General features: G+C 67.7%; 31 protein-coding genes. 30 read left to right on the top strand and 1 reads right to left on the bottom strand.

Annotated features, from left to right (window positions below; translation table 11 throughout):
* From ACFXJ8_RS26215 to ACFXJ8_RS26185, 7 genes are all read left to right on the top strand, one after another.
* A complete protein-coding gene (locus ACFXJ8_RS26215; protein WP_379646606.1) occupies positions 1-684 on the top strand; it encodes a hypothetical protein in 684 nt (227 codons plus the stop codon).
* 70 nt (positions 685-754) lie between these two features.
* On the top strand, positions 755-1180 hold the full coding sequence (locus tag ACFXJ8_RS26210; RefSeq protein ID WP_379646605.1) for a hypothetical protein: 426 nt from the start codon (positions 755-757) through the stop codon (positions 1178-1180).
* Positions 1173-1598, top strand: a complete 426-nt coding sequence (locus ACFXJ8_RS26205) for a hypothetical protein (RefSeq protein WP_379646604.1) — start codon at positions 1173-1175, stop codon at positions 1596-1598. Before ACFXJ8_RS26210 ends, ACFXJ8_RS26205 begins: the two co-directional genes overlap by 8 nt.
* Positions 1595-2011, top strand: coding sequence for a DUF397 domain-containing protein (locus tag ACFXJ8_RS26200; RefSeq protein ID WP_379646603.1), 417 nt, complete (start codon positions 1595-1597; stop codon positions 2009-2011). Before ACFXJ8_RS26205 ends, ACFXJ8_RS26200 begins: the two co-directional genes overlap by 4 nt.
* Positions 2012-2130: 119 nt before the next feature.
* Positions 2131-2667, top strand: coding sequence for a 3'-5' exoribonuclease domain-containing protein (locus ACFXJ8_RS26195; RefSeq protein ID WP_379646602.1), 537 nt, complete (start codon positions 2131-2133; stop codon positions 2665-2667).
* Entirely contained in the window at positions 2664-2849 is a 186-nt protein-coding gene (locus ACFXJ8_RS26190; RefSeq protein ID WP_379646601.1) for a hypothetical protein, read from the top strand. Before ACFXJ8_RS26195 ends, ACFXJ8_RS26190 begins: the two co-directional genes overlap by 4 nt.
* Complete coding sequence (locus ACFXJ8_RS26185) at positions 2846-3028, top strand: hypothetical protein (RefSeq protein ID WP_379646600.1); 183 nt, start codon at positions 2846-2848, stop codon at positions 3026-3028. Before ACFXJ8_RS26190 ends, ACFXJ8_RS26185 begins: the two co-directional genes overlap by 4 nt.
* Positions 3029-3032: 4 nt before the next feature.
* Here the strand turns inward: ACFXJ8_RS26185 and ACFXJ8_RS26180 are convergent, their stop codons facing one another.
* Complete coding sequence (locus ACFXJ8_RS26180; protein ID WP_379646599.1) at positions 3033-3227, bottom strand: hypothetical protein; 195 nt, start codon at positions 3225-3227, stop codon at positions 3033-3035.
* A 119-nt stretch (positions 3228-3346) separates the two neighbouring features.
* Here ACFXJ8_RS26180 and ACFXJ8_RS26175 point away from each other — a divergent pair, with 119 nt between their 5' ends.
* From ACFXJ8_RS26175 to ACFXJ8_RS26065, 23 genes are all read left to right on the top strand, one after another.
* Positions 3347-3817: a helix-turn-helix domain-containing protein gene (locus ACFXJ8_RS26175; RefSeq protein WP_379646598.1), complete on the top strand. Its 471-nt coding sequence runs from the start codon at positions 3347-3349 to the stop codon at positions 3815-3817.
* 81 nt (positions 3818-3898) lie between these two features.
* Positions 3899-4039: a hypothetical protein gene (locus tag ACFXJ8_RS26170; RefSeq protein WP_379646597.1), complete on the top strand. Its 141-nt coding sequence runs from the start codon at positions 3899-3901 to the stop codon at positions 4037-4039.
* On the top strand, positions 4040-4165 hold the full coding sequence (locus tag ACFXJ8_RS26165) for a hypothetical protein (protein ID WP_379646596.1): 126 nt from the start codon (positions 4040-4042) through the stop codon (positions 4163-4165).
* Positions 4166-4238: 73 nt separating this feature from the next.
* Positions 4239-4814: a DUF262 domain-containing protein gene (locus ACFXJ8_RS26160; protein ID WP_379646595.1), complete on the top strand. Its 576-nt coding sequence runs from the start codon at positions 4239-4241 to the stop codon at positions 4812-4814.
* 73 nt (positions 4815-4887) lie between these two features.
* Positions 4888-5133, top strand: a complete 246-nt coding sequence (locus tag ACFXJ8_RS26155) for a hypothetical protein (protein ID WP_379646594.1) — start codon at positions 4888-4890, stop codon at positions 5131-5133.
* A gap of 64 nt (positions 5134-5197) precedes the next feature.
* Entirely contained in the window at positions 5198-5653 is a 456-nt protein-coding gene (locus ACFXJ8_RS26150; protein WP_379646593.1) for a hypothetical protein, read from the top strand.
* Positions 5654-5735: 82 nt separating this feature from the next.
* Positions 5736-5960, top strand: coding sequence for a hypothetical protein (locus tag ACFXJ8_RS26145; protein WP_379646592.1), 225 nt, complete (start codon positions 5736-5738; stop codon positions 5958-5960).
* A 93-nt stretch (positions 5961-6053) separates the two neighbouring features.
* A complete protein-coding gene (locus ACFXJ8_RS26140; protein WP_379646591.1) occupies positions 6054-6308 on the top strand; it encodes a hypothetical protein in 255 nt (84 codons plus the stop codon).
* 3 nt (positions 6309-6311) lie between these two features.
* Entirely contained in the window at positions 6312-6515 is a 204-nt protein-coding gene (locus ACFXJ8_RS26135; RefSeq protein WP_379646590.1) for a hypothetical protein, read from the top strand.
* Positions 6508-6981 carry a DUF2493 domain-containing protein gene (locus tag ACFXJ8_RS26130; protein WP_379646589.1) on the top strand — a complete coding sequence of 158 codons (474 nt, stop codon included), beginning with the start codon at positions 6508-6510 and terminating at the stop codon, positions 6979-6981. Before ACFXJ8_RS26135 ends, ACFXJ8_RS26130 begins: the two co-directional genes overlap by 8 nt.
* Entirely contained in the window at positions 6974-7303 is a 330-nt protein-coding gene (locus ACFXJ8_RS26125) for a hypothetical protein (RefSeq protein WP_379646588.1), read from the top strand. The genes ACFXJ8_RS26130 and ACFXJ8_RS26125 overlap by 8 nt, the downstream gene beginning before the upstream one ends.
* Positions 7290-8141 carry a hypothetical protein gene (locus ACFXJ8_RS26120; RefSeq protein ID WP_379646587.1) on the top strand — a complete coding sequence of 284 codons (852 nt, stop codon included), beginning with the start codon at positions 7290-7292 and terminating at the stop codon, positions 8139-8141. The genes ACFXJ8_RS26125 and ACFXJ8_RS26120 overlap by 14 nt, the downstream gene beginning before the upstream one ends.
* Positions 8134-8415 carry a hypothetical protein gene (locus ACFXJ8_RS26115; protein WP_379646586.1) on the top strand — a complete coding sequence of 94 codons (282 nt, stop codon included), beginning with the start codon at positions 8134-8136 and terminating at the stop codon, positions 8413-8415. Before ACFXJ8_RS26120 ends, ACFXJ8_RS26115 begins: the two co-directional genes overlap by 8 nt.
* Complete coding sequence (locus tag ACFXJ8_RS26110) at positions 8408-8869, top strand: hypothetical protein (RefSeq protein ID WP_379646585.1); 462 nt, start codon at positions 8408-8410, stop codon at positions 8867-8869. The genes ACFXJ8_RS26115 and ACFXJ8_RS26110 overlap by 8 nt, the downstream gene beginning before the upstream one ends.
* Positions 8866-9099: a DUF6011 domain-containing protein gene (locus tag ACFXJ8_RS26105; RefSeq protein ID WP_379646584.1), complete on the top strand. Its 234-nt coding sequence runs from the start codon at positions 8866-8868 to the stop codon at positions 9097-9099. Before ACFXJ8_RS26110 ends, ACFXJ8_RS26105 begins: the two co-directional genes overlap by 4 nt.
* Positions 9092-9442 (top strand): DUF6221 family protein, encoded by a 351-nt coding sequence (locus ACFXJ8_RS26100; RefSeq protein WP_379646583.1) that lies wholly within the window; start codon positions 9092-9094, stop codon positions 9440-9442. The genes ACFXJ8_RS26105 and ACFXJ8_RS26100 overlap by 8 nt, the downstream gene beginning before the upstream one ends.
* A gap of 43 nt (positions 9443-9485) precedes the next feature.
* Positions 9486-9740, top strand: a complete 255-nt coding sequence (locus ACFXJ8_RS26095; protein ID WP_379646582.1) for a hypothetical protein — start codon at positions 9486-9488, stop codon at positions 9738-9740.
* 152 nt (positions 9741-9892) lie between these two features.
* Positions 9893-10792, top strand: coding sequence for a hypothetical protein (locus tag ACFXJ8_RS26090; RefSeq protein ID WP_379646581.1), 900 nt, complete (start codon positions 9893-9895; stop codon positions 10790-10792).
* A gap of 149 nt (positions 10793-10941) precedes the next feature.
* Positions 10942-11184: a hypothetical protein gene (locus ACFXJ8_RS26085; protein ID WP_379646580.1), complete on the top strand. Its 243-nt coding sequence runs from the start codon at positions 10942-10944 to the stop codon at positions 11182-11184.
* Positions 11185-11425: 241 nt separating this feature from the next.
* Entirely contained in the window at positions 11426-11677 is a 252-nt protein-coding gene (locus ACFXJ8_RS26080) for a hypothetical protein (protein WP_379646579.1), read from the top strand.
* A gap of 68 nt (positions 11678-11745) precedes the next feature.
* Entirely contained in the window at positions 11746-11952 is a 207-nt protein-coding gene (locus tag ACFXJ8_RS26075) for a hypothetical protein (protein ID WP_379646578.1), read from the top strand.
* Positions 11953-12665: 713 nt separating this feature from the next.
* Positions 12666-13064 (top strand): hypothetical protein, encoded by a 399-nt coding sequence (locus ACFXJ8_RS26070; protein ID WP_379646577.1) that lies wholly within the window; start codon positions 12666-12668, stop codon positions 13062-13064.
* A complete protein-coding gene (locus ACFXJ8_RS26065) occupies positions 13051-14706 on the top strand; it encodes a hypothetical protein (protein ID WP_379646576.1) in 1656 nt (551 codons plus the stop codon). The genes ACFXJ8_RS26070 and ACFXJ8_RS26065 overlap by 14 nt, the downstream gene beginning before the upstream one ends.
* Positions 14707-14708 lie beyond the last annotated feature (2 nt).

The following is a 14708-nucleotide window of genomic DNA, read 5'->3' as shown; positions in this document are numbered from 1 at the left end:
ATGACCATCCAGGCCATCGACACCCGGTACAAGGGCTGCCGCTTCAGGTCCCGCCTCGAGGCCCGCTGGGCGGTCTTTCTCGACACGCTCGGCATCCGCTGGGAGTACGAACCGCAGGGCTACCTCGTCGGCGCCAAGCGCCGCCCCTACCTGCCGGACTTCTACCTGACCGACCTCAACTGGTGGGTCGAGGTCAAGGGCCCGCTCGAGCGGCTGGACGTTCCGCTGCTGCTGGACGCCGTCGACCCGATCCACGGGTTAGGCCGGTCGGACGCCTTCCACATGACGAACATGCTCGTGCTCGGCGACCTCCCCGCAGGCGAGGTGCCGCACGGCCACCTGTCCATCCGCCGCTCCCGCGTCATCGGCACGCCGGCCCGCGGCCAGAGCTCACACGTTGGCGTCGGATGTGGAGGGGACTGCACCTTCACCGGCCCGCTCTTCGGCTTTCACTTCTTCGCCCCCGCGTGCGGCATCCTCCCGGACGTCGACGACGACGGCTTCCGCCGCATGCTGTGCAAGCACGGTGCGCTGCTGGTCCCGGCCTCGCGCGCCTCGACTGCGCTGCCCAAGGGCGACGTCACCGAGCCGATCCCGCTGGCCCGCGCCCCGTACGCCGAGTACCTCGAGCACGCCTACGTGGCCGCCCGTTCGGCCCGTTTCGAGCACGGCGAGTCCGGATGACCGCCGCCCGTCCCCACCCTGTGCGCCCGCCCGTGGAAGGCGCATCCCCCCGAGACCCGAAGGAGGCGCGGTGAAGCCGAACGAGCTATTCGACCAGGCCGCGGACAAGCCTGGCCGCAGAGGCGACGCCATCGGCGCCCTGTTCGCTGGCCTGGCGGCGGCTGCCACCGCCGCCGCAGCCGAGCGGCGGGCACAGCGGGAAGCACAACGCGAGGCTAGGCGCAACCGGCCGGAAGCCGTCGCCGCACGAAAGACGGCCGCCCGGCGAGGGTGGGAAACCCGCCGACGGAACGCGGAGGAAAAGGCCCGCATGCACGCCCTGGACGACGGACCTGTCCGCACCGGCCCCAGGTGCGACGAGATGACGCACGACAGCCGCGGCCAAGAATCGTTCTGCTACCTCGAACCCGGCCATGACGGCGATCACGACAACGACTTGGGTCTCACCTGGCCAAGGGACGAGAACGAGACCGAGGAGGTGGCATCTCATGGCTGACATCGACGAGACCTTCGCGGAACAGGTCACCCGCCTGGATCGGATGCTGGCCAACCTCCAGGCGCACATCGACCAGCGCGCCGCCGAACTAGCGGAACCGATCATCGCCGCCGCGCGAGAGGCCGCCACCGTCGAGATCAAGGGCGCCCAGGGCATGCAGCAGCGCGCCGAGGACCTCGCGGTTGAATTGCGCCGCCAGCTCGACATCCTGGAGCGCCAGAACACGCGCTCACGCGAGCGTGCCGAGGCGGCCGAGGCAGCAGCCGAGCGCGCCTTGGTCACCATGCGCTCCAACACGCAGCCCTCCCCAGTTCACCCGACCGACTACCAGCGCGGCTACCAGGCGTGTGCCGACCACGTCACCGACGCCCTCGCCGACCGAACCCCTGACCACCCGAACGAAGGAGATCACCGATGAACGAGCCCGAGATCGTGTGGCGTAAGAGCAGCTTCAGCGGACCCACGGGCGAGTGCGTGGAGGTGGCCCGCGCCGCTGACGCCGTGCTGGTGCGGGATAGCAAGCGCGGCGCGGAGTCGCCCGTGCTGAGGTACACCGGCGACGAGTGGCAGGTCTACGTCGACGCTCTGGCTGCCGAGCAGCTCGGCACCTACTGCGGCCCGGTGATCCTCGTCCGCTTCGATGAGGACTGGTGGGAGATGTGGCGGGACGGGGCGCCGAGGCCGTCGCTCACGTTCTTCGACGGTGAGGTGGCCGCGTTCGTGGCCGGGGTCCGCAACGGCGAGTTCACCCTTGAGGCGCTCGGGGCGGGGGACGGTCGGGGCGGGGATGCCCCGGGAAGCGGCTCAGACGCGGCTCTCAGCGCCCCGTAGGGCGGTTCAGGTCTCCTAGGTCGTCTCGGGGGGCGCAAGGGGCTCCTGCACCCTTTGAGGCGCACACCAGTACGAGATCAAAATCAGTATCCGAAATCAAGATCGACAAAGAGGCAGTGATGACCAAGATCTTCTACGACTGCGAGTTCATCGAGGACGGCAAGACGATCGAGCTCATCTCGATCGGCATGGTGTCCGAGGATGGTCGCGAGTACTACGCCGTCAACCGCGACATGCCCATCAGCAAGATCAACGCCCACTCGTGGCTGATGGACAACGTCTGGCTGCACCTGCCGCTCGACAACAGCGGCTTCCTTGACGTCGAGCACGAGGACGTGAAACCCGCCCAGCGGATCGCCGACGAGGTCCGAGACTTCATCCAAGCAACCCATGACGTCGAGCTGTGGGCCTGGTATGGCGCCTACGACCACGTCGCCCTCTGCCAACTGTGGGGGCGCATGATCGACCTGCCAGCAGGCGTGCCGATGTGGACCAACGACCTCCAGCAGGAGGTTGCGCGTCTCGACTACCCGAAGCTGCCCAAGCAGGCCAAGGATGAGCACAACGCCCTGGCCGACGCACGGTACAACCGGCTGCTGAACGACTTCCTGATCGCCGAGAGGCAGCGTCAGCAGTCCGGGGAGGCGTCCCGATGAGCATCCGCCACATCGCCTTCGACTGCGACACCCCCGGCTGCTGGGCCTACTGCCAGATCAGCGCCCGACACCCAGAGAGCGCCTTCCGGATCGCCGTCGAGCGGTACGACTGGAGCGAGCGCGACGGCAAGCACCACTGCGAGCCCTGCACGCGGGGCGGGCGGCCGGGGGAGTCCGGGTGAAGGTCCGAGCGGTCGCGTTCAAGTGCGACAACCCCGGATGCGCGGCCCGCTGCCAGACGACGGTCCGCGACTTCGCCGCCGCGGACCGGATCGCTCGGGACGTCTACGGCTGGACACTCGTGGGCGGGCTTGAGTTCTGCGGTGATCCCTGCGCCAGAGCGGTGGGGATGGCCGGGTGAACGGCTACTCGCCGGCGTCCTTGACCTTGCCGTCGCGGATCTTGGCGATGTACTCGCGGCTCCAATCGACGCTCCTGCCGATCTCGGACGGTCCCCGCCCTTTCTCCAGGTGCTTGCGGATTCCAGCGAAGAGGGCGGCTCTCGCGCGGTCGTAGTCGTCGCGGAGCTTTCGCAGCTCGGGGATCTCGTCCTTGGCCATAAGCGAAGGATCTCACAACAGAGTGCGCGAACCAATAGCGCGAACATAGTTGACAACCCGAGAGGGCAGGCGTAGTGTCAACATTGTTCGCGAAGAGAGTTGCAAGCAGGGAGAACGAAATGACCGCCACCACCGACTACCGCCCCGCCCAGCAGACCGTGAAGGACCTCGCCGCCGAACTCGGCGTCAAGGCCAGCACCGTCTACCGCTGGATCGCGGACGGCAGCCTGCACGCCAGGTACCGCGTGGTGGCCGTCAAGACCGGCCGCACCTGGACGATCACCCTCCCCGAGGACGTCAAGTACTTCGAGGCCCCCAAGCCCGCCGTCAACCTGGAGGCCCGCATCCGCGCCGCCTACGCCACCCTGCGCACCGCCCGCCACGAGTGGGTCGGGTTCGCCGAGCTGCGGCCGATGCTGGCGGACGTCGCCCGCGCCGACCTCGACTACGCGCTCCGCCAGATGCTCCGCTGCGACGACGTGGTGATCATCCCCGAGAACAACCAGAAGGCGCTCAGGCAGGAGGACCGCAAGGCGGCCCTGTGGCTCGGCGACCAGCCCAAGCACTACATCGCCTGCGGCATCCGCTAACCGACTTGGCCCGAGGGAGACCTCGGGCCCAGCTCCACTCCCTGACCCCAGACCCGCAAGCCCCAACCCACAGGAGGACCCATGACCCCGCTTCACCCCGAAGACCTCGCCGAACTCGCCTGGCGTGACGAAGGCGACGACCGGCGGGCCGAGGAAGACCCGAACCTCGACGTCGTCCCCGAGATCACCGACCACCCCGCAAATGGAGAGGAGCCCTTCTAGATGTGCAAGTCCTGTGAAGACCTCGCTGCCGGCCTGATCGACGCCGTGACCGCTGACGTGTGCGACGACGCCGAGGCCGGTATCGCGTACGCGCCCACCGGCGAGGGCAGCTACGACGACCTGTGATCCCTTTCGGGCCCGGGTTGCCCCGGGCCCCGCTCCACTCCCTAACCCAGGCCCGACTACGTAGGAGCCCAGCATGACCCGCCAAACCGATCAGCCGCTGGAGCACCGGAGCCTGAACGCCACCAACCGTGAGGCGAGCGGTCTCGTCAATCTGGTCCGTGAGGGCGACCTCCTTCTGGACACCCCGTACCAGCGTGGAGACGTGTGGACGCTTGACCAGCGAGTCGCGCTGGTCAAGTCGTGGCTGCTTGGGCTGCCGATCCCCGCTCTCATCATCAACGACCGTCTCGGCGCATTCTGGGGCGAGACCCACCACGACGACATCGACTTCGCATACGCGATGATCGACGGCAAGCAGCGCATCACCACTGCCGCGATGTGGTTCGGCAGTGACTTCGCAGTCCCCGCGTCCTGGTTCCCTGAGGGCGAAGTGTCCGTCACGGAGAGAACCCCCGACGGTCCGTACGTGCTCTTCAGCGGTCTGACCGTCATCGGGCAGCGGCGTTTTATGCGGCGGGCGCTCATCCCCGTGTGTGAGGCGCGGGTGAAGACGGTCCGCGAAGAGGCCGAAATCTACCTGCTGGTCAACGGCGCGGGAACGCCGCAGAGCGACGAGGACATGGAGCGTGCGCGGCGCATAGCCGATTGACCCCTTTGGCCTGGCTCTCCCTGCCGGGCCCCAGCTCCACCCCTGCCCCAGACCCGCCGACGTAGGAGACGAGATGACGCTCATGGCCGCCTCGAAGCCCGCCACCATCAAGGACCTCCCCGAATGTGCCCTCAAGGCTCTTGCTGGCCGTGTCGACGGGCGGGACTGCGGCCACATCAGCGGGTTGGTCAGGCGCCTCGGCGCCGACCACCTCAAAGAGGTCAAGGCCGCTCACGCCGAACTGGTCATCGGCTGCCAGTGCTGCTTCTGCTGGGAGCACGACAGGCGCGCGATAGAGGCACTCCTTCGCGACCGCTGACCATTTGCCCGGCTCTCTCTGCCGGGCAACCTCCAACCCCCTCGACGACCAAAAGGAGAACCACATGATCAGCAAGCGTCACGCTGAGGGCGTCCAGCACCTCCTCGGCATGCTCGCCCCCGCCCACCCCGACCGCTACCAGCTCGCCGACAGCCGCGCCGAGGAGGTCGTGGTCGAGCTGGCCAACTTGTCAGCGGCGACGCTCGGCAGCGGCCTGGACGGCGACCAGGTCCGCGAGGAGTGGCAGCACCAGCCCGGCGAGATTGTCCTCTGGCTCACCGCCCACGAAACCCCAGAAGGCCGGCTGGCGTTCGACGGCGCCGACCTGGCCGAGGACGACGCCCGCGAGCGCGTCGAGAACCTGGCCCGCACCCACTGCGAGACGGGCACCGAGTTCGGGTGGGGGCCCGTCCACCCGGACGACCCTCACGGCCCGCAGGCGCTGTTCGCTGACCCGCCAGAGCGCGAGGAGTACCCGACCGGCCACCAGGTGCACCGCGTCACCACCCGGCTCGCCTGACCCACACTCCAGCCCCGGGGCTCACCCGGGGGCCTGGCTCTCCCTGCCGGGCCACCCCCAACCCCCTGAACGGAGAACCGAGATGCCGAAGTACCGAGTCCACCTCGTAGGCAGCGCGTCCGCGACCATCGACGTGGAAGCCGAGGACGCCGAGAGCGCGGTCGACGAGGCGTACGCCGAAGGCACGCCAGGGATCTGCGCCCAGTGCTGCGGCTGGGGCCGCTCATGGTCGCAGGAATGGCCCGACGACATGCAGGTCTTCGTCGACGACGACGGCAAGGAGGCCGTCGATCTCGTCGAGGAATGACCTCCAGCCCTCTTCCCCGGTCCTGCCGGGACTCCGCGAGCGAGACGCGGGGAGGGCGCGAGACCAGACCCCCAACGATCAAGGAGGACGTCGATGGAAGACGAGCGATTCATCGCAGGGCAGCTTCAGGAGCGTCAGCACTGCCAGGACATCGCCCGCATCCTCGCCGAGCACCTGCGCAAACAGGGCCGCCGGGACGCCGACACATGGGCGTACGCGCTGGAGTGGTTCGCCAAGCGCATCACCGGAGGACACCGAGGGATCAACGCGCAGCAGGAGTTTGACGCGAGTTTCGGCGTCGTGGACTGGAGAGCGTTCGCGGACTCCTCCCAGGGAGAGGAGATCTGACCCGTGGCCAGCTCGATGATCGGACGCGTCTACGCCGACCCTGGCGACCGCCTGTCAGGCCGCTTCGACCCGCCCCGCCCCTGCCAGGTCCTCATCCCGTGGGGTCCTGGCGGTGGGCCCCGCAACGTCGCGGTCCGCTACCTCGACGACGGTAGTGAGGCCGTGATCCCGTTCCAGCGACGCCTGAGGAGGCTGCCCGATGCCTGACCGCAAGTTCCGGGTGCTGATCACCGGCAGCCGCTCGTGGACCGACGAGCAGACCATCAGGGACGCTCTCGCCCCCATCTCCTTCATGTACGGCCCCGAGAACGTCGTCGTGGTCCACGGCCACTGCCCGGACGGCGCTGACGCTCTGGCCGACAGGATCGCCTCCGCATGGGGCATCACCGTGGAACGCCACCCAGCAGACTGGGGCACGTGCGCTCCGACTTGCAGGCCCGACCATCGCAAGAGGCGCGGCGATTCCACCTACTGCCCGTCCGCAGGACATCGCCGCAACGCCGAAATGGTCGCCCTCGGGGCGGACGTGTGCTTGTCGTTCGTCGACCCGTGCGCTATGTGGCACTGCCCCAACCTCGACCCGCACGGCTCGCACGGCGCATCTCACACGACTTACCTCGCCAAGGCTGCCGGCATCCCCACCCGCAGATTCCCTGAGGACTTCCATGGCTGACATCCCCGCCGAGGCCGTACAAGGCAGCATCCCCGACAAGATCGTCCACAAAGCGGCCACGGCCATGCTCCAGGCCCACATCAGCGGCGAGCCGAACATCGGCTTCATGCGGTTGTCCCGTGCCGCTCTGGAGGCTGCTGTTCCTCTCCTCGCCGCCCAGGTACGGCGAGAGACCGCCGAGCAGATCGCCGCCGAAATCGAGCGCGTGGTCGTCAGCGGCGACTTCCCGCGTCCACAGGAAGAGCGCGGCGGGTTCCTGAACGACGCGCGCTGGTCTGCCCACATCGCCCGCCAGATCGGAGAAGCCCGTGACTCACGCTGAACTGATCGAGAAGCACCTGCGCGAACACCTGAGGCTCCGCCTCGGCAAACGAGCACTCACCGACGCCATGCTGGACAAGCCGATCATGCTGTCTGGGGGAGAGGCCGAAGAGGCCGCCCGGATCGCCTTGGACGCTCTCGCTGAAGCGGGCATGGTCGTCTCCGTTGATGACCGGCAAATCTGCCACGAGGGGTACGGCAGATCTGCCACACACGACCTCCGCCAGCGGTTCGCCGAAGCGCTCCTCCTCCACCTGCCTCCCGGCCCTGCCGTGGCCGAAGCGCTGGACGACCTAACCCGGATCCGAGACGAGGAACTGGAGCGGCTACGCGCCAAGGTCGCCGAGTACGAGAACACCATCACCTGGGGCACGTCCTGCACGGCGTGCGCCCGCCTGTTGGGCGAGTGCCGCCGCCAGGAGGAACGTGCCGCAAAGGCCGAACGCGAGTCGGAGCAGCGACGCCTCGCCTACAACGCCGCCAAAGCGATGGCAGGCGTCCACAAGCGCCGCGCGGACCGGCTGAAGACAGAGTTGGAGCATGCGAAAGCCGCGCTCGCTGGCGACAGCGAGGGCGTTGCGGCGTTCATGGCTGACCATGCCAAGGTTGTCGAGCGTCATCGTGAGCGAGCGGACATGTGGCAGCGAGAGGCCGAGAAGGCCGAAGCCGACATAGACCGCGTTCGCGCAGTCATCAAGGAATGGCATGCAGAGGCCATGAAGCTCAACGCCCCCTCCAACCCGGACCGCGCACAACAGGCCATCTGGGCGACAGTCGGGCACGTGTGTGCTCTTGCGCTCGGCGCGCTCGACGACACCCTGGAGCCCGACCGTGGGTGAGCCCATCCTGGTCGTCGCCTTGGACGCCATCGACGCCAAGCTGGCCGCCGAGTACGAGGGCGTAGACGAATGGTGGATAGGTGAACTCTGGGACCACATCTACCCGACCTGCCCCGGCCTGAAGCGGGCCGGGCGGCCGATCAGGCGCGGCGCTGGCAGGCTCTACCCGGAAGCCGGTGATGTGTGCCGGTGGTGCGTTCGCGTCTGGCGAGCTCGTAAGGCCAAGCTCGACGACACCCATCCCGAGACGGGAGATGATGGCGAGCATGGCTGACACTGACGGCGTGCTGGCGGCTATCGACTCTTGCCTCGACGACTACGACCTCTCCGAGGACGCGATGAGGTGGGCTCCAGACGAGCCGGACCCGACGCCTGAGGATGGTCTCGGCCTGTGGGGTCAGTTCATCAACGGTGACCAGCTGTACCGGACAACCTCGCCGCCATACGAGTTCGTGGTCAGGCATGGCGAGCCGCTGGCGGACCTGGCCGTGTCCCTCCACGCCGATGTGACCGCGTTCGCCGAAGGGATGCGTCGAGCCGCCGGTGCGGTCGCCGAGGCATTCGGCAAGGCGTTCATCCCGATGCTGACCGCCACACAGCGGGCCTTCCACAAGCTCGCCTACCAGGGCGACCGCAAGCACTTTCGCCGTTGCTCGACCTGCAACCCGGCAGGCTTCCCGACGGGCATGTCGATCGACCGGGGTGAGTACCGGCGGCGACGCCGATGACGCTCCTCTCCGAGCTGGACGAGCCAACCGTGGGGGAGAGCCCCACGGTTGGCCGATGCCGCTGCTGCAAGCACACCCTCCGCACCCCGGAGTCCCGAGCTCTCGGGTTGGGGCCAGACTGCGCTTCCAAGCTCGGCCTGGCACCGCGAAAGCCCTTGCGGATCACCGGCGTACCGCAAGGATGGGACTGCGACGGGCAGATTGATCTACTGGAGGAGACGCATGACTGATCTAGCGACGTTTCTCAATGCCCGCTTCGACGAGGCCGAGGAGTGGGTGAAGAAGCACGAGCAGAAGAAGGCCGATGCGATCGATGGAATGTCGATCTACGCGAAGATCCCCCACATGCAGGCTGCAGCAGCTCTTGGCGCGGCGGTCTCGCTGGGCGCGGGGCCTGCGGATCCCCGCCGCGTCCAGCGGGACATAGAGGCGAAGCGGCGGATTCTGGTTCGGTGCCAGGAGGAGATGCTGTCCGGCATCCCTCGCCTGGTCCACTTCGCCAAGCAGACGCTGTGGGAGATGGCCCAGCCGGACGCCGACCACCCCGACTTCCGCGAGGAGTGGAAGCCGTAGGCGTTTGCCCCTGCTTGGCCTCGCCCCTGACACCCTGGTCTTCATGACCGACGACGTCGCCATCGTGCAGGCGCTCATGGCGAGGCTCAGGGCCAACGCCGCCCGCCTCGCATGGCCTGACGTGCCGCTCCAGCCCGGCGATGAGACGTCGGTGGCTTTCATGGGCACCGTAGGAGACCCGGATTTCGTCGCTCATGTCGCCGTTCACCGCGGCCCCGAGCTGCTACGGCACATCGCCTACTCCGGCTGGGACGGCGTCTCGTTCATGCTCAGGTGGGCGGACACCGCGATCGAATAGGGCCAGGCGGGAACACATGGGACGGCGGGAGCGCTTAAACGCGAAAGCGGCTCCCCGCTGCCCACGGGAAGCCGCCCCGACCCCACAACAACATCGCCCAGCCCACCAGCCTCACCAGTGGTCTCCCGTACAGCGTACTCGGGGAGGCTGCTTTGACTCGTTACTGGATTCACTCCGCGCCCGACGACTACACCGATGAAGGCCAGCGCTTGTGCGCGCGTGGCGACCGATGCTCAGACCCTCGCGTCGAGCTGATCGACGGCAAGACGGCCCGCCGCCCCGCCTTCACCTACCGGGCGTTCTGCGACCAGGACCGTACCGCGGTCGCCAAAGCGCTCAACGACCTGCCGCTGCTGCTCCTGCGCGTTCGCCAGCGCCTCGACAAGAGCTTCGCCGTAGCGGGCGGGCCCGTCGTGTCAATGTCGAAGTCGGCGCCCGTCCCCATCTCGCTGAGCGCCGACGAGCTGGTGCGGCTGATTCTCGCCACCCTCGTCTCTTGGGAGGAGCGCGTGCGGACCGTCGCCCGCCTGGCCCCGATGGACACGGAGACGGCCCGTAGACGTCGCGACGGGGCGATCCTCACGCAGGCGTGGACGATCCTCGCCGCCCACCTCGACGCGCTTCTGGCACTCCCGGAAGAGCCGATGATGCGCGCCGTTCCGCTCCACGAGGCCGCCCGACTCCCGCACGGCACTACGGGAGTCGTTCACCCCACCGCGGGCTACGCTTACGTCCTCCTCCCGCTCTCGGGCGCAGACGCCGGCCTCGAACTCCTCAGCCTCGCCTACCGCTGTCGTGGCTTCCTCGGCGACACCGAACGGAAGGCGCGCCACCTGCCGGGCGTCTTCTGCTACTGCGGGTTCGCCGAGCTGTACGAGGTGCGCGACTATGACGGCCAGCCAGCTGGCGCGAGGTGCCGTGAGTGCCGCACCGAGTACAACGCTGAGGAGTACTCCGACCTGACCAAGGCCCGCGCCGAACCGGTCAAAAGCTACCGGCGCTCCACGTTGCAGCCAGCCGGTTTGGACGATCACACCTCTCGCCGCGCCTGACCGGACGTAGCGGACTGCGAGGCATTCCAGGCGTGTCGAGTGGACAAACCTCTGACCAGGGTGTATCACTAGACCAAGATTCTGGGATTACCAGCCCTCGAACGCATCGCGCGCGTCGAGGGCTTTCGCATGTTCGGAGGTGCTCCGCCATGCAGAAGGAACCCATCACGATCGCCGGAGCCGCACGGCGCTTGGGCAAGCCCGAGCGGACCGTACGCACGTGGGCATCTCGCTACAGCGGCCGGCGCCTCCTGAAGCCAGGAGCCGCTGGCACGACTGCCTGGTACGACTGGCACGACCTGAAGACGATCGCCCGCCAGCTCCACCTCGGCGAGAAGGTCCCGGCCACGCCTGAGGAGCGCGACCACATCCGCGCCCTCGTCGCAGCCTAGAAACGCCTATACGGCCCCATAGACGCGGCGCTCCCACTCGCGGGGGAGACGCTGCCCGCCGCGCCCGAGCCTCTCCCCGTGGTTCCCGCGTGGCCCCCGATGCCGGTCTGGCTGCCCTGGACATGACGTCCGCGGGAAGGGCAGCCAGACCGACATCACCCCTTGATCGTGCGGCCCGTCCTCTCCGGGGGGTCAGGGCTGGGCCGCACCTCGACCCCCTGCGACCCCCTTGGAGATCCCTGTGACGAACCTGCCTCCGAACGTCCGCCCGTATCGTCGTGCTTCCGAACCCGGCGAGAACAGGACCGCGGTCCACACCGAGGAGGGCGGGCGTCGTTACCGGTACGTCCTTCGCCAGGTGGGCTGGCATGGCCAGTCCGGCGCTTTCTACGCGCTGGATGAGTCGCCGCACATGCACGAGACGGCCTCGTACGCTCCGCTGTGGATCATCGCGCATGCGGACGAGATCGACAGCGACGGGAACCCGATCTGATGCCCCGCTTCCGTAAGCGCCCCGTAGAGGTCGAAGCCGTCCAATGGACCGGCGACAACGAGGCAGAGATGCGCGCCTTCGCAGGCAACCTGTTCGAGGCGGTCCACCCTGAAGATCGCGGCGACGACCCCGACCAGACCGGCGCCATCATGGACACCCTGCACAACACGTGGGTGCGGGTCTACGACGGCCAGTGGGTGGTCAAGGGCGTGAAGGGCGAGTTCTACCCCATCGCCCCCGACGTGCTCGCCGAGACGTACGAGCCATGCCCCTAGCTTCTCCAATACGCACCAGAACCGATCACACTAAGTAGTGCCGGTGCCGCATCAGTGCAGGTCGCATCTCGCTGAACTGTAATCACCGCAGGTGGTGAGACCGTGGCAAGCAAGGCTCTATCCGTCTGCTCCTGCACAGGATGCGATGGATGTGGAGAGCGCTGCCCTGTCCTAACCCCGAGCGGTAGGTGCGATGGATGCAAGCGCACAGCAGACAGAGCACGAGGCACCGCATCACAACGTGGGTACGGTGCACGGCATCGCACACGCTTCAGGGGCAAGGTCCTAGCTCGTGACCCCATCTGCACCATGCCTGACTGCACTGAGCCCAGCACAGACGCAGACCACCACCCACTAGACCGCAGGGAACTGGTACGCCTCGGCCTCGACCCCAACGACCCCAGGCACGGGCGCGGTCTATGTGGACGTCACCACAAGGTCGAGACCAGCGAGCACCAGCCGGGCGGATGGGCAGCACGCTGAGTCACCAAGAGGTGGGGGGATGCCCCCTATGTCCGATTCGTAGAGGACCGCGGGGGAGGTCGCTGCCATGTGCGGATGGTTCAAACGTTCTGGCTCGTCACGCAAGGTGACGGGCTGCCTGATGCCGCGCAACGCGGCTGGGGGAGTGATCGAGTATGGCCCGTGGAGGTGCCCGTAACAGGTCGGGCCCGCAGCCTGACGAGTCGTCTGGGCGGTCTGATCGGCGTGGCGTGGTGTTCACCGCGCTCCCTGCGGAGGGGTACGACGGCGCACCGCCTGAGTTTCCGCTGCCGCTGCCGAGCGACCGCGAGCTGGAGGTGTGGGCCGAGGCTTGGTCGACGCCTCAGGCGGCGGCGTGGTCGGTGCAGTCGTGGCGCTGGCGTGCGGTCGCCATGTGGGTGCGCTGGTCTGTGCGGATGGAAGCGCAGGACGCCTCAGCGGCGCTCGGGAACGTCGTCATCCGCTACGCCGACCAGATCGGGTTGACGCCGGCCGGACTGAAGGAGAACGGCTGGAAGGTCGCCGAGGATGACCTTGCCTCCAAGCGGCGCGACAAGGACGACATCGTCGAGGACGACGCTGACGATGTGCGGTCGCGGTTCACGGTCGTGACTAATGGCGGCGGCTGACCGGTACGTCGTCGACTTCCCCACGCTGTGGATTGTCCCGTCATGGATTCAGCGGCACTGCATCGTCCCGGACGGCTTCTCCAAGGGCCGCCCGTTCCGCATGTACGACTGGCAGCTGTGGTGCACGCTCAACCACTACCGGGTCAAGCCGGACGCGAAGGCGTACGACAAGAACGGCGTCCCGACCCGCGGTGCGGCGTTCTTCTACCGGCGCTCGCAGGTCATCGCTCCGCAGAAGACCGGTAAGGGGCCGTGGTCGGCGACGATCGTGTCCGCCGAGGCGGTCGGGCCGGTGGTGTTCGCCGGCTGGGCCGAGGACGGCGACGTCTACGAGTGCGCTGATCACGGCTGTGGCTGTGGCTGGAGCTACACGTATCGGCCGGGTGAGCCGATGGGTATGCCATGGCCGACCCCGCTGATCCAGCTGCTGGCCACGTCCGAGGACCAGGTCGACAACGTGTACCGGCCTTTGCAGGCGATGGCGAAGGGTCCGCGGTTGTCGGAGCTGATGAAGGTCCGTGAGGGCTTCATCCGGCTGCCGAACGACGGCATCATCGAGGTTGTCACCTCCAGCGCCATGTCCCGGCTGGGCAACCCGCTGATCTTCTGCCTACAGGACGAGTCGCAGCTGTACAACGCGACGAACAAGCTGGTGAAGGTCGCCGAGACGATGCGTCGCGGCGCGGCCGGCATGGGCGGCAGGTCGATGGAGACGACGAACTGCTTCGACCCGTCTGAGCAGTCGACGGCGCAGCGCACGTTCGAGGGCAAGGCGAAGGACGTCTTCCGCTTCTATGAGCCGCCGCCGCCGAACTTGTCGTTCAAGAACAAGGCGGAACGACGCAAGCTGCTGCGCCTCAACTACGCCGGTTCACCGCACGCCAGCGTCGACATGATCGAGGCCGAAGTCGCCGAGCTGGCCGAGCTTGATTCGGCGCAGGCCGAGCGGTTCTTCGGCAACCGGATCGTGTACGGCTCGGGCGCGTGGCTGGACGGCGACCGCTGGGACGCTCGCGCCCAACACCGCGTGGTGCCAGACGGCGTTCCGATCGTGCTCGGCTTCGACGGCTCGGACAGCGACGACTGGACGGGCTTGAGGGCGGAGACGGCGGACGGTTTCCAGTTCACGCCGACGTACGGCCCCGACAAGCTGCCGACCATCTGGAACCCCGCCGAGTTCGGCGGCCAGGTGCCGCGGCTTGAAGTGGCCGCCGCTCTGGACGAGCTCATGGCCCGCTATCGGGTGGTCCGCATGTACGCAGACCCTCCCGGCTGGGCGTCAGAGATCGACGCGTGGGTGGAGAAGTACGGCGACAAGGTCGTGTTGCGATGGTCGACGTTCCGGCCGATGCAGATGCACGCGGCCACTGAGCGGCTGCTGACCGACGTGGTGAAAGCTGAGTCGGCCTTCTCCCACGACGGTTGCTCGCAGACCGCGATCCACATCAAGAACGCACGCAAGGCGCCGAGGCCGGGCCAGCGGTACGTGCTGGAGAAGCCGTCCCAGACTCAGAAGATCGACCTCGCCGTCTGCTCTGTGCTCGCGCACGAGGCCGCCGGAGACGTCACCGCCGCAGGCCTATTCACGGTCACCGAATCGATTCTGTACACCGCGTCATCCACTCGACTTGCCAGGAGGTGAAG

The sequence above is a fragment of the Nonomuraea sp. NPDC059194 genome (assembly GCF_042754765.1).
Classification (GTDB): Bacteria; Actinomycetota; Actinomycetes; order Streptosporangiales; family Streptosporangiaceae; genus Nonomuraea.
Note: the sequence above shows the minus strand (reverse complement) of the source record. Positions and strands in the feature narration are given on the sequence as shown.

What these genes read in the sequence shown, in the direction of transcription:
- ACFXJ8_RS26215 (WP_379646606.1), top strand. Translation starts at nt 1, where the DNA reads ATGACCATCCAGGCCATCGACACCCGGTACAAGGGCTGCCGCTTCAGG.
- ACFXJ8_RS26205 (WP_379646604.1), top strand. Translation starts at nt 1,173, where the DNA reads ATGGCTGACATCGACGAGACCTTCGCGGAACAGGTCACCCGCCTGGAT.
- ACFXJ8_RS26200 (WP_379646603.1), top strand. Translation starts at nt 1,595, where the DNA reads ATGAACGAGCCCGAGATCGTGTGGCGTAAGAGCAGCTTCAGCGGACCC.
- ACFXJ8_RS26195 (WP_379646602.1), top strand. Translation starts at nt 2,131, where the DNA reads ATGACCAAGATCTTCTACGACTGCGAGTTCATCGAGGACGGCAAGACG.
- ACFXJ8_RS26190 (WP_379646601.1), top strand. Translation starts at nt 2,664, where the DNA reads ATGAGCATCCGCCACATCGCCTTCGACTGCGACACCCCCGGCTGCTGG.
- ACFXJ8_RS26180 (WP_379646599.1), bottom strand. Translation starts at nt 3,227, where the DNA reads ATGGCCAAGGACGAGATCCCCGAGCTGCGAAAGCTCCGCGACGACTAC.
- ACFXJ8_RS26175 (WP_379646598.1), top strand. Translation starts at nt 3,347, where the DNA reads ATGACCGCCACCACCGACTACCGCCCCGCCCAGCAGACCGTGAAGGAC.
- ACFXJ8_RS26170 (WP_379646597.1), top strand. Translation starts at nt 3,899, where the DNA reads ATGACCCCGCTTCACCCCGAAGACCTCGCCGAACTCGCCTGGCGTGAC.
- ACFXJ8_RS26165 (WP_379646596.1), top strand. Translation starts at nt 4,040, where the DNA reads ATGTGCAAGTCCTGTGAAGACCTCGCTGCCGGCCTGATCGACGCCGTG.
- ACFXJ8_RS26160 (WP_379646595.1), top strand. Translation starts at nt 4,239, where the DNA reads ATGACCCGCCAAACCGATCAGCCGCTGGAGCACCGGAGCCTGAACGCC.
- ACFXJ8_RS26155 (WP_379646594.1), top strand. Translation starts at nt 4,888, where the DNA reads ATGACGCTCATGGCCGCCTCGAAGCCCGCCACCATCAAGGACCTCCCC.
- ACFXJ8_RS26150 (WP_379646593.1), top strand. Translation starts at nt 5,198, where the DNA reads ATGATCAGCAAGCGTCACGCTGAGGGCGTCCAGCACCTCCTCGGCATG.
- ACFXJ8_RS26145 (WP_379646592.1), top strand. Translation starts at nt 5,736, where the DNA reads ATGCCGAAGTACCGAGTCCACCTCGTAGGCAGCGCGTCCGCGACCATC.
- ACFXJ8_RS26140 (WP_379646591.1), top strand. Translation starts at nt 6,054, where the DNA reads ATGGAAGACGAGCGATTCATCGCAGGGCAGCTTCAGGAGCGTCAGCAC.
- ACFXJ8_RS26130 (WP_379646589.1), top strand. Translation starts at nt 6,508, where the DNA reads ATGCCTGACCGCAAGTTCCGGGTGCTGATCACCGGCAGCCGCTCGTGG.
- ACFXJ8_RS26125 (WP_379646588.1), top strand. Translation starts at nt 6,974, where the DNA reads ATGGCTGACATCCCCGCCGAGGCCGTACAAGGCAGCATCCCCGACAAG.
- ACFXJ8_RS26110 (WP_379646585.1), top strand. Translation starts at nt 8,408, where the DNA reads ATGGCTGACACTGACGGCGTGCTGGCGGCTATCGACTCTTGCCTCGAC.
- ACFXJ8_RS26105 (WP_379646584.1), top strand. Translation starts at nt 8,866, where the DNA reads ATGACGCTCCTCTCCGAGCTGGACGAGCCAACCGTGGGGGAGAGCCCC.
- ACFXJ8_RS26100 (WP_379646583.1), top strand. Translation starts at nt 9,092, where the DNA reads ATGACTGATCTAGCGACGTTTCTCAATGCCCGCTTCGACGAGGCCGAG.
- ACFXJ8_RS26095 (WP_379646582.1), top strand. Translation starts at nt 9,486, where the DNA reads ATGACCGACGACGTCGCCATCGTGCAGGCGCTCATGGCGAGGCTCAGG.
- ACFXJ8_RS26085 (WP_379646580.1), top strand. Translation starts at nt 10,942, where the DNA reads ATGCAGAAGGAACCCATCACGATCGCCGGAGCCGCACGGCGCTTGGGC.
- ACFXJ8_RS26075 (WP_379646578.1), top strand. Translation starts at nt 11,746, where the DNA reads ATGCGCGCCTTCGCAGGCAACCTGTTCGAGGCGGTCCACCCTGAAGAT.
- ACFXJ8_RS26065 (WP_379646576.1), top strand. Translation starts at nt 13,051, where the DNA reads ATGGCGGCGGCTGACCGGTACGTCGTCGACTTCCCCACGCTGTGGATT.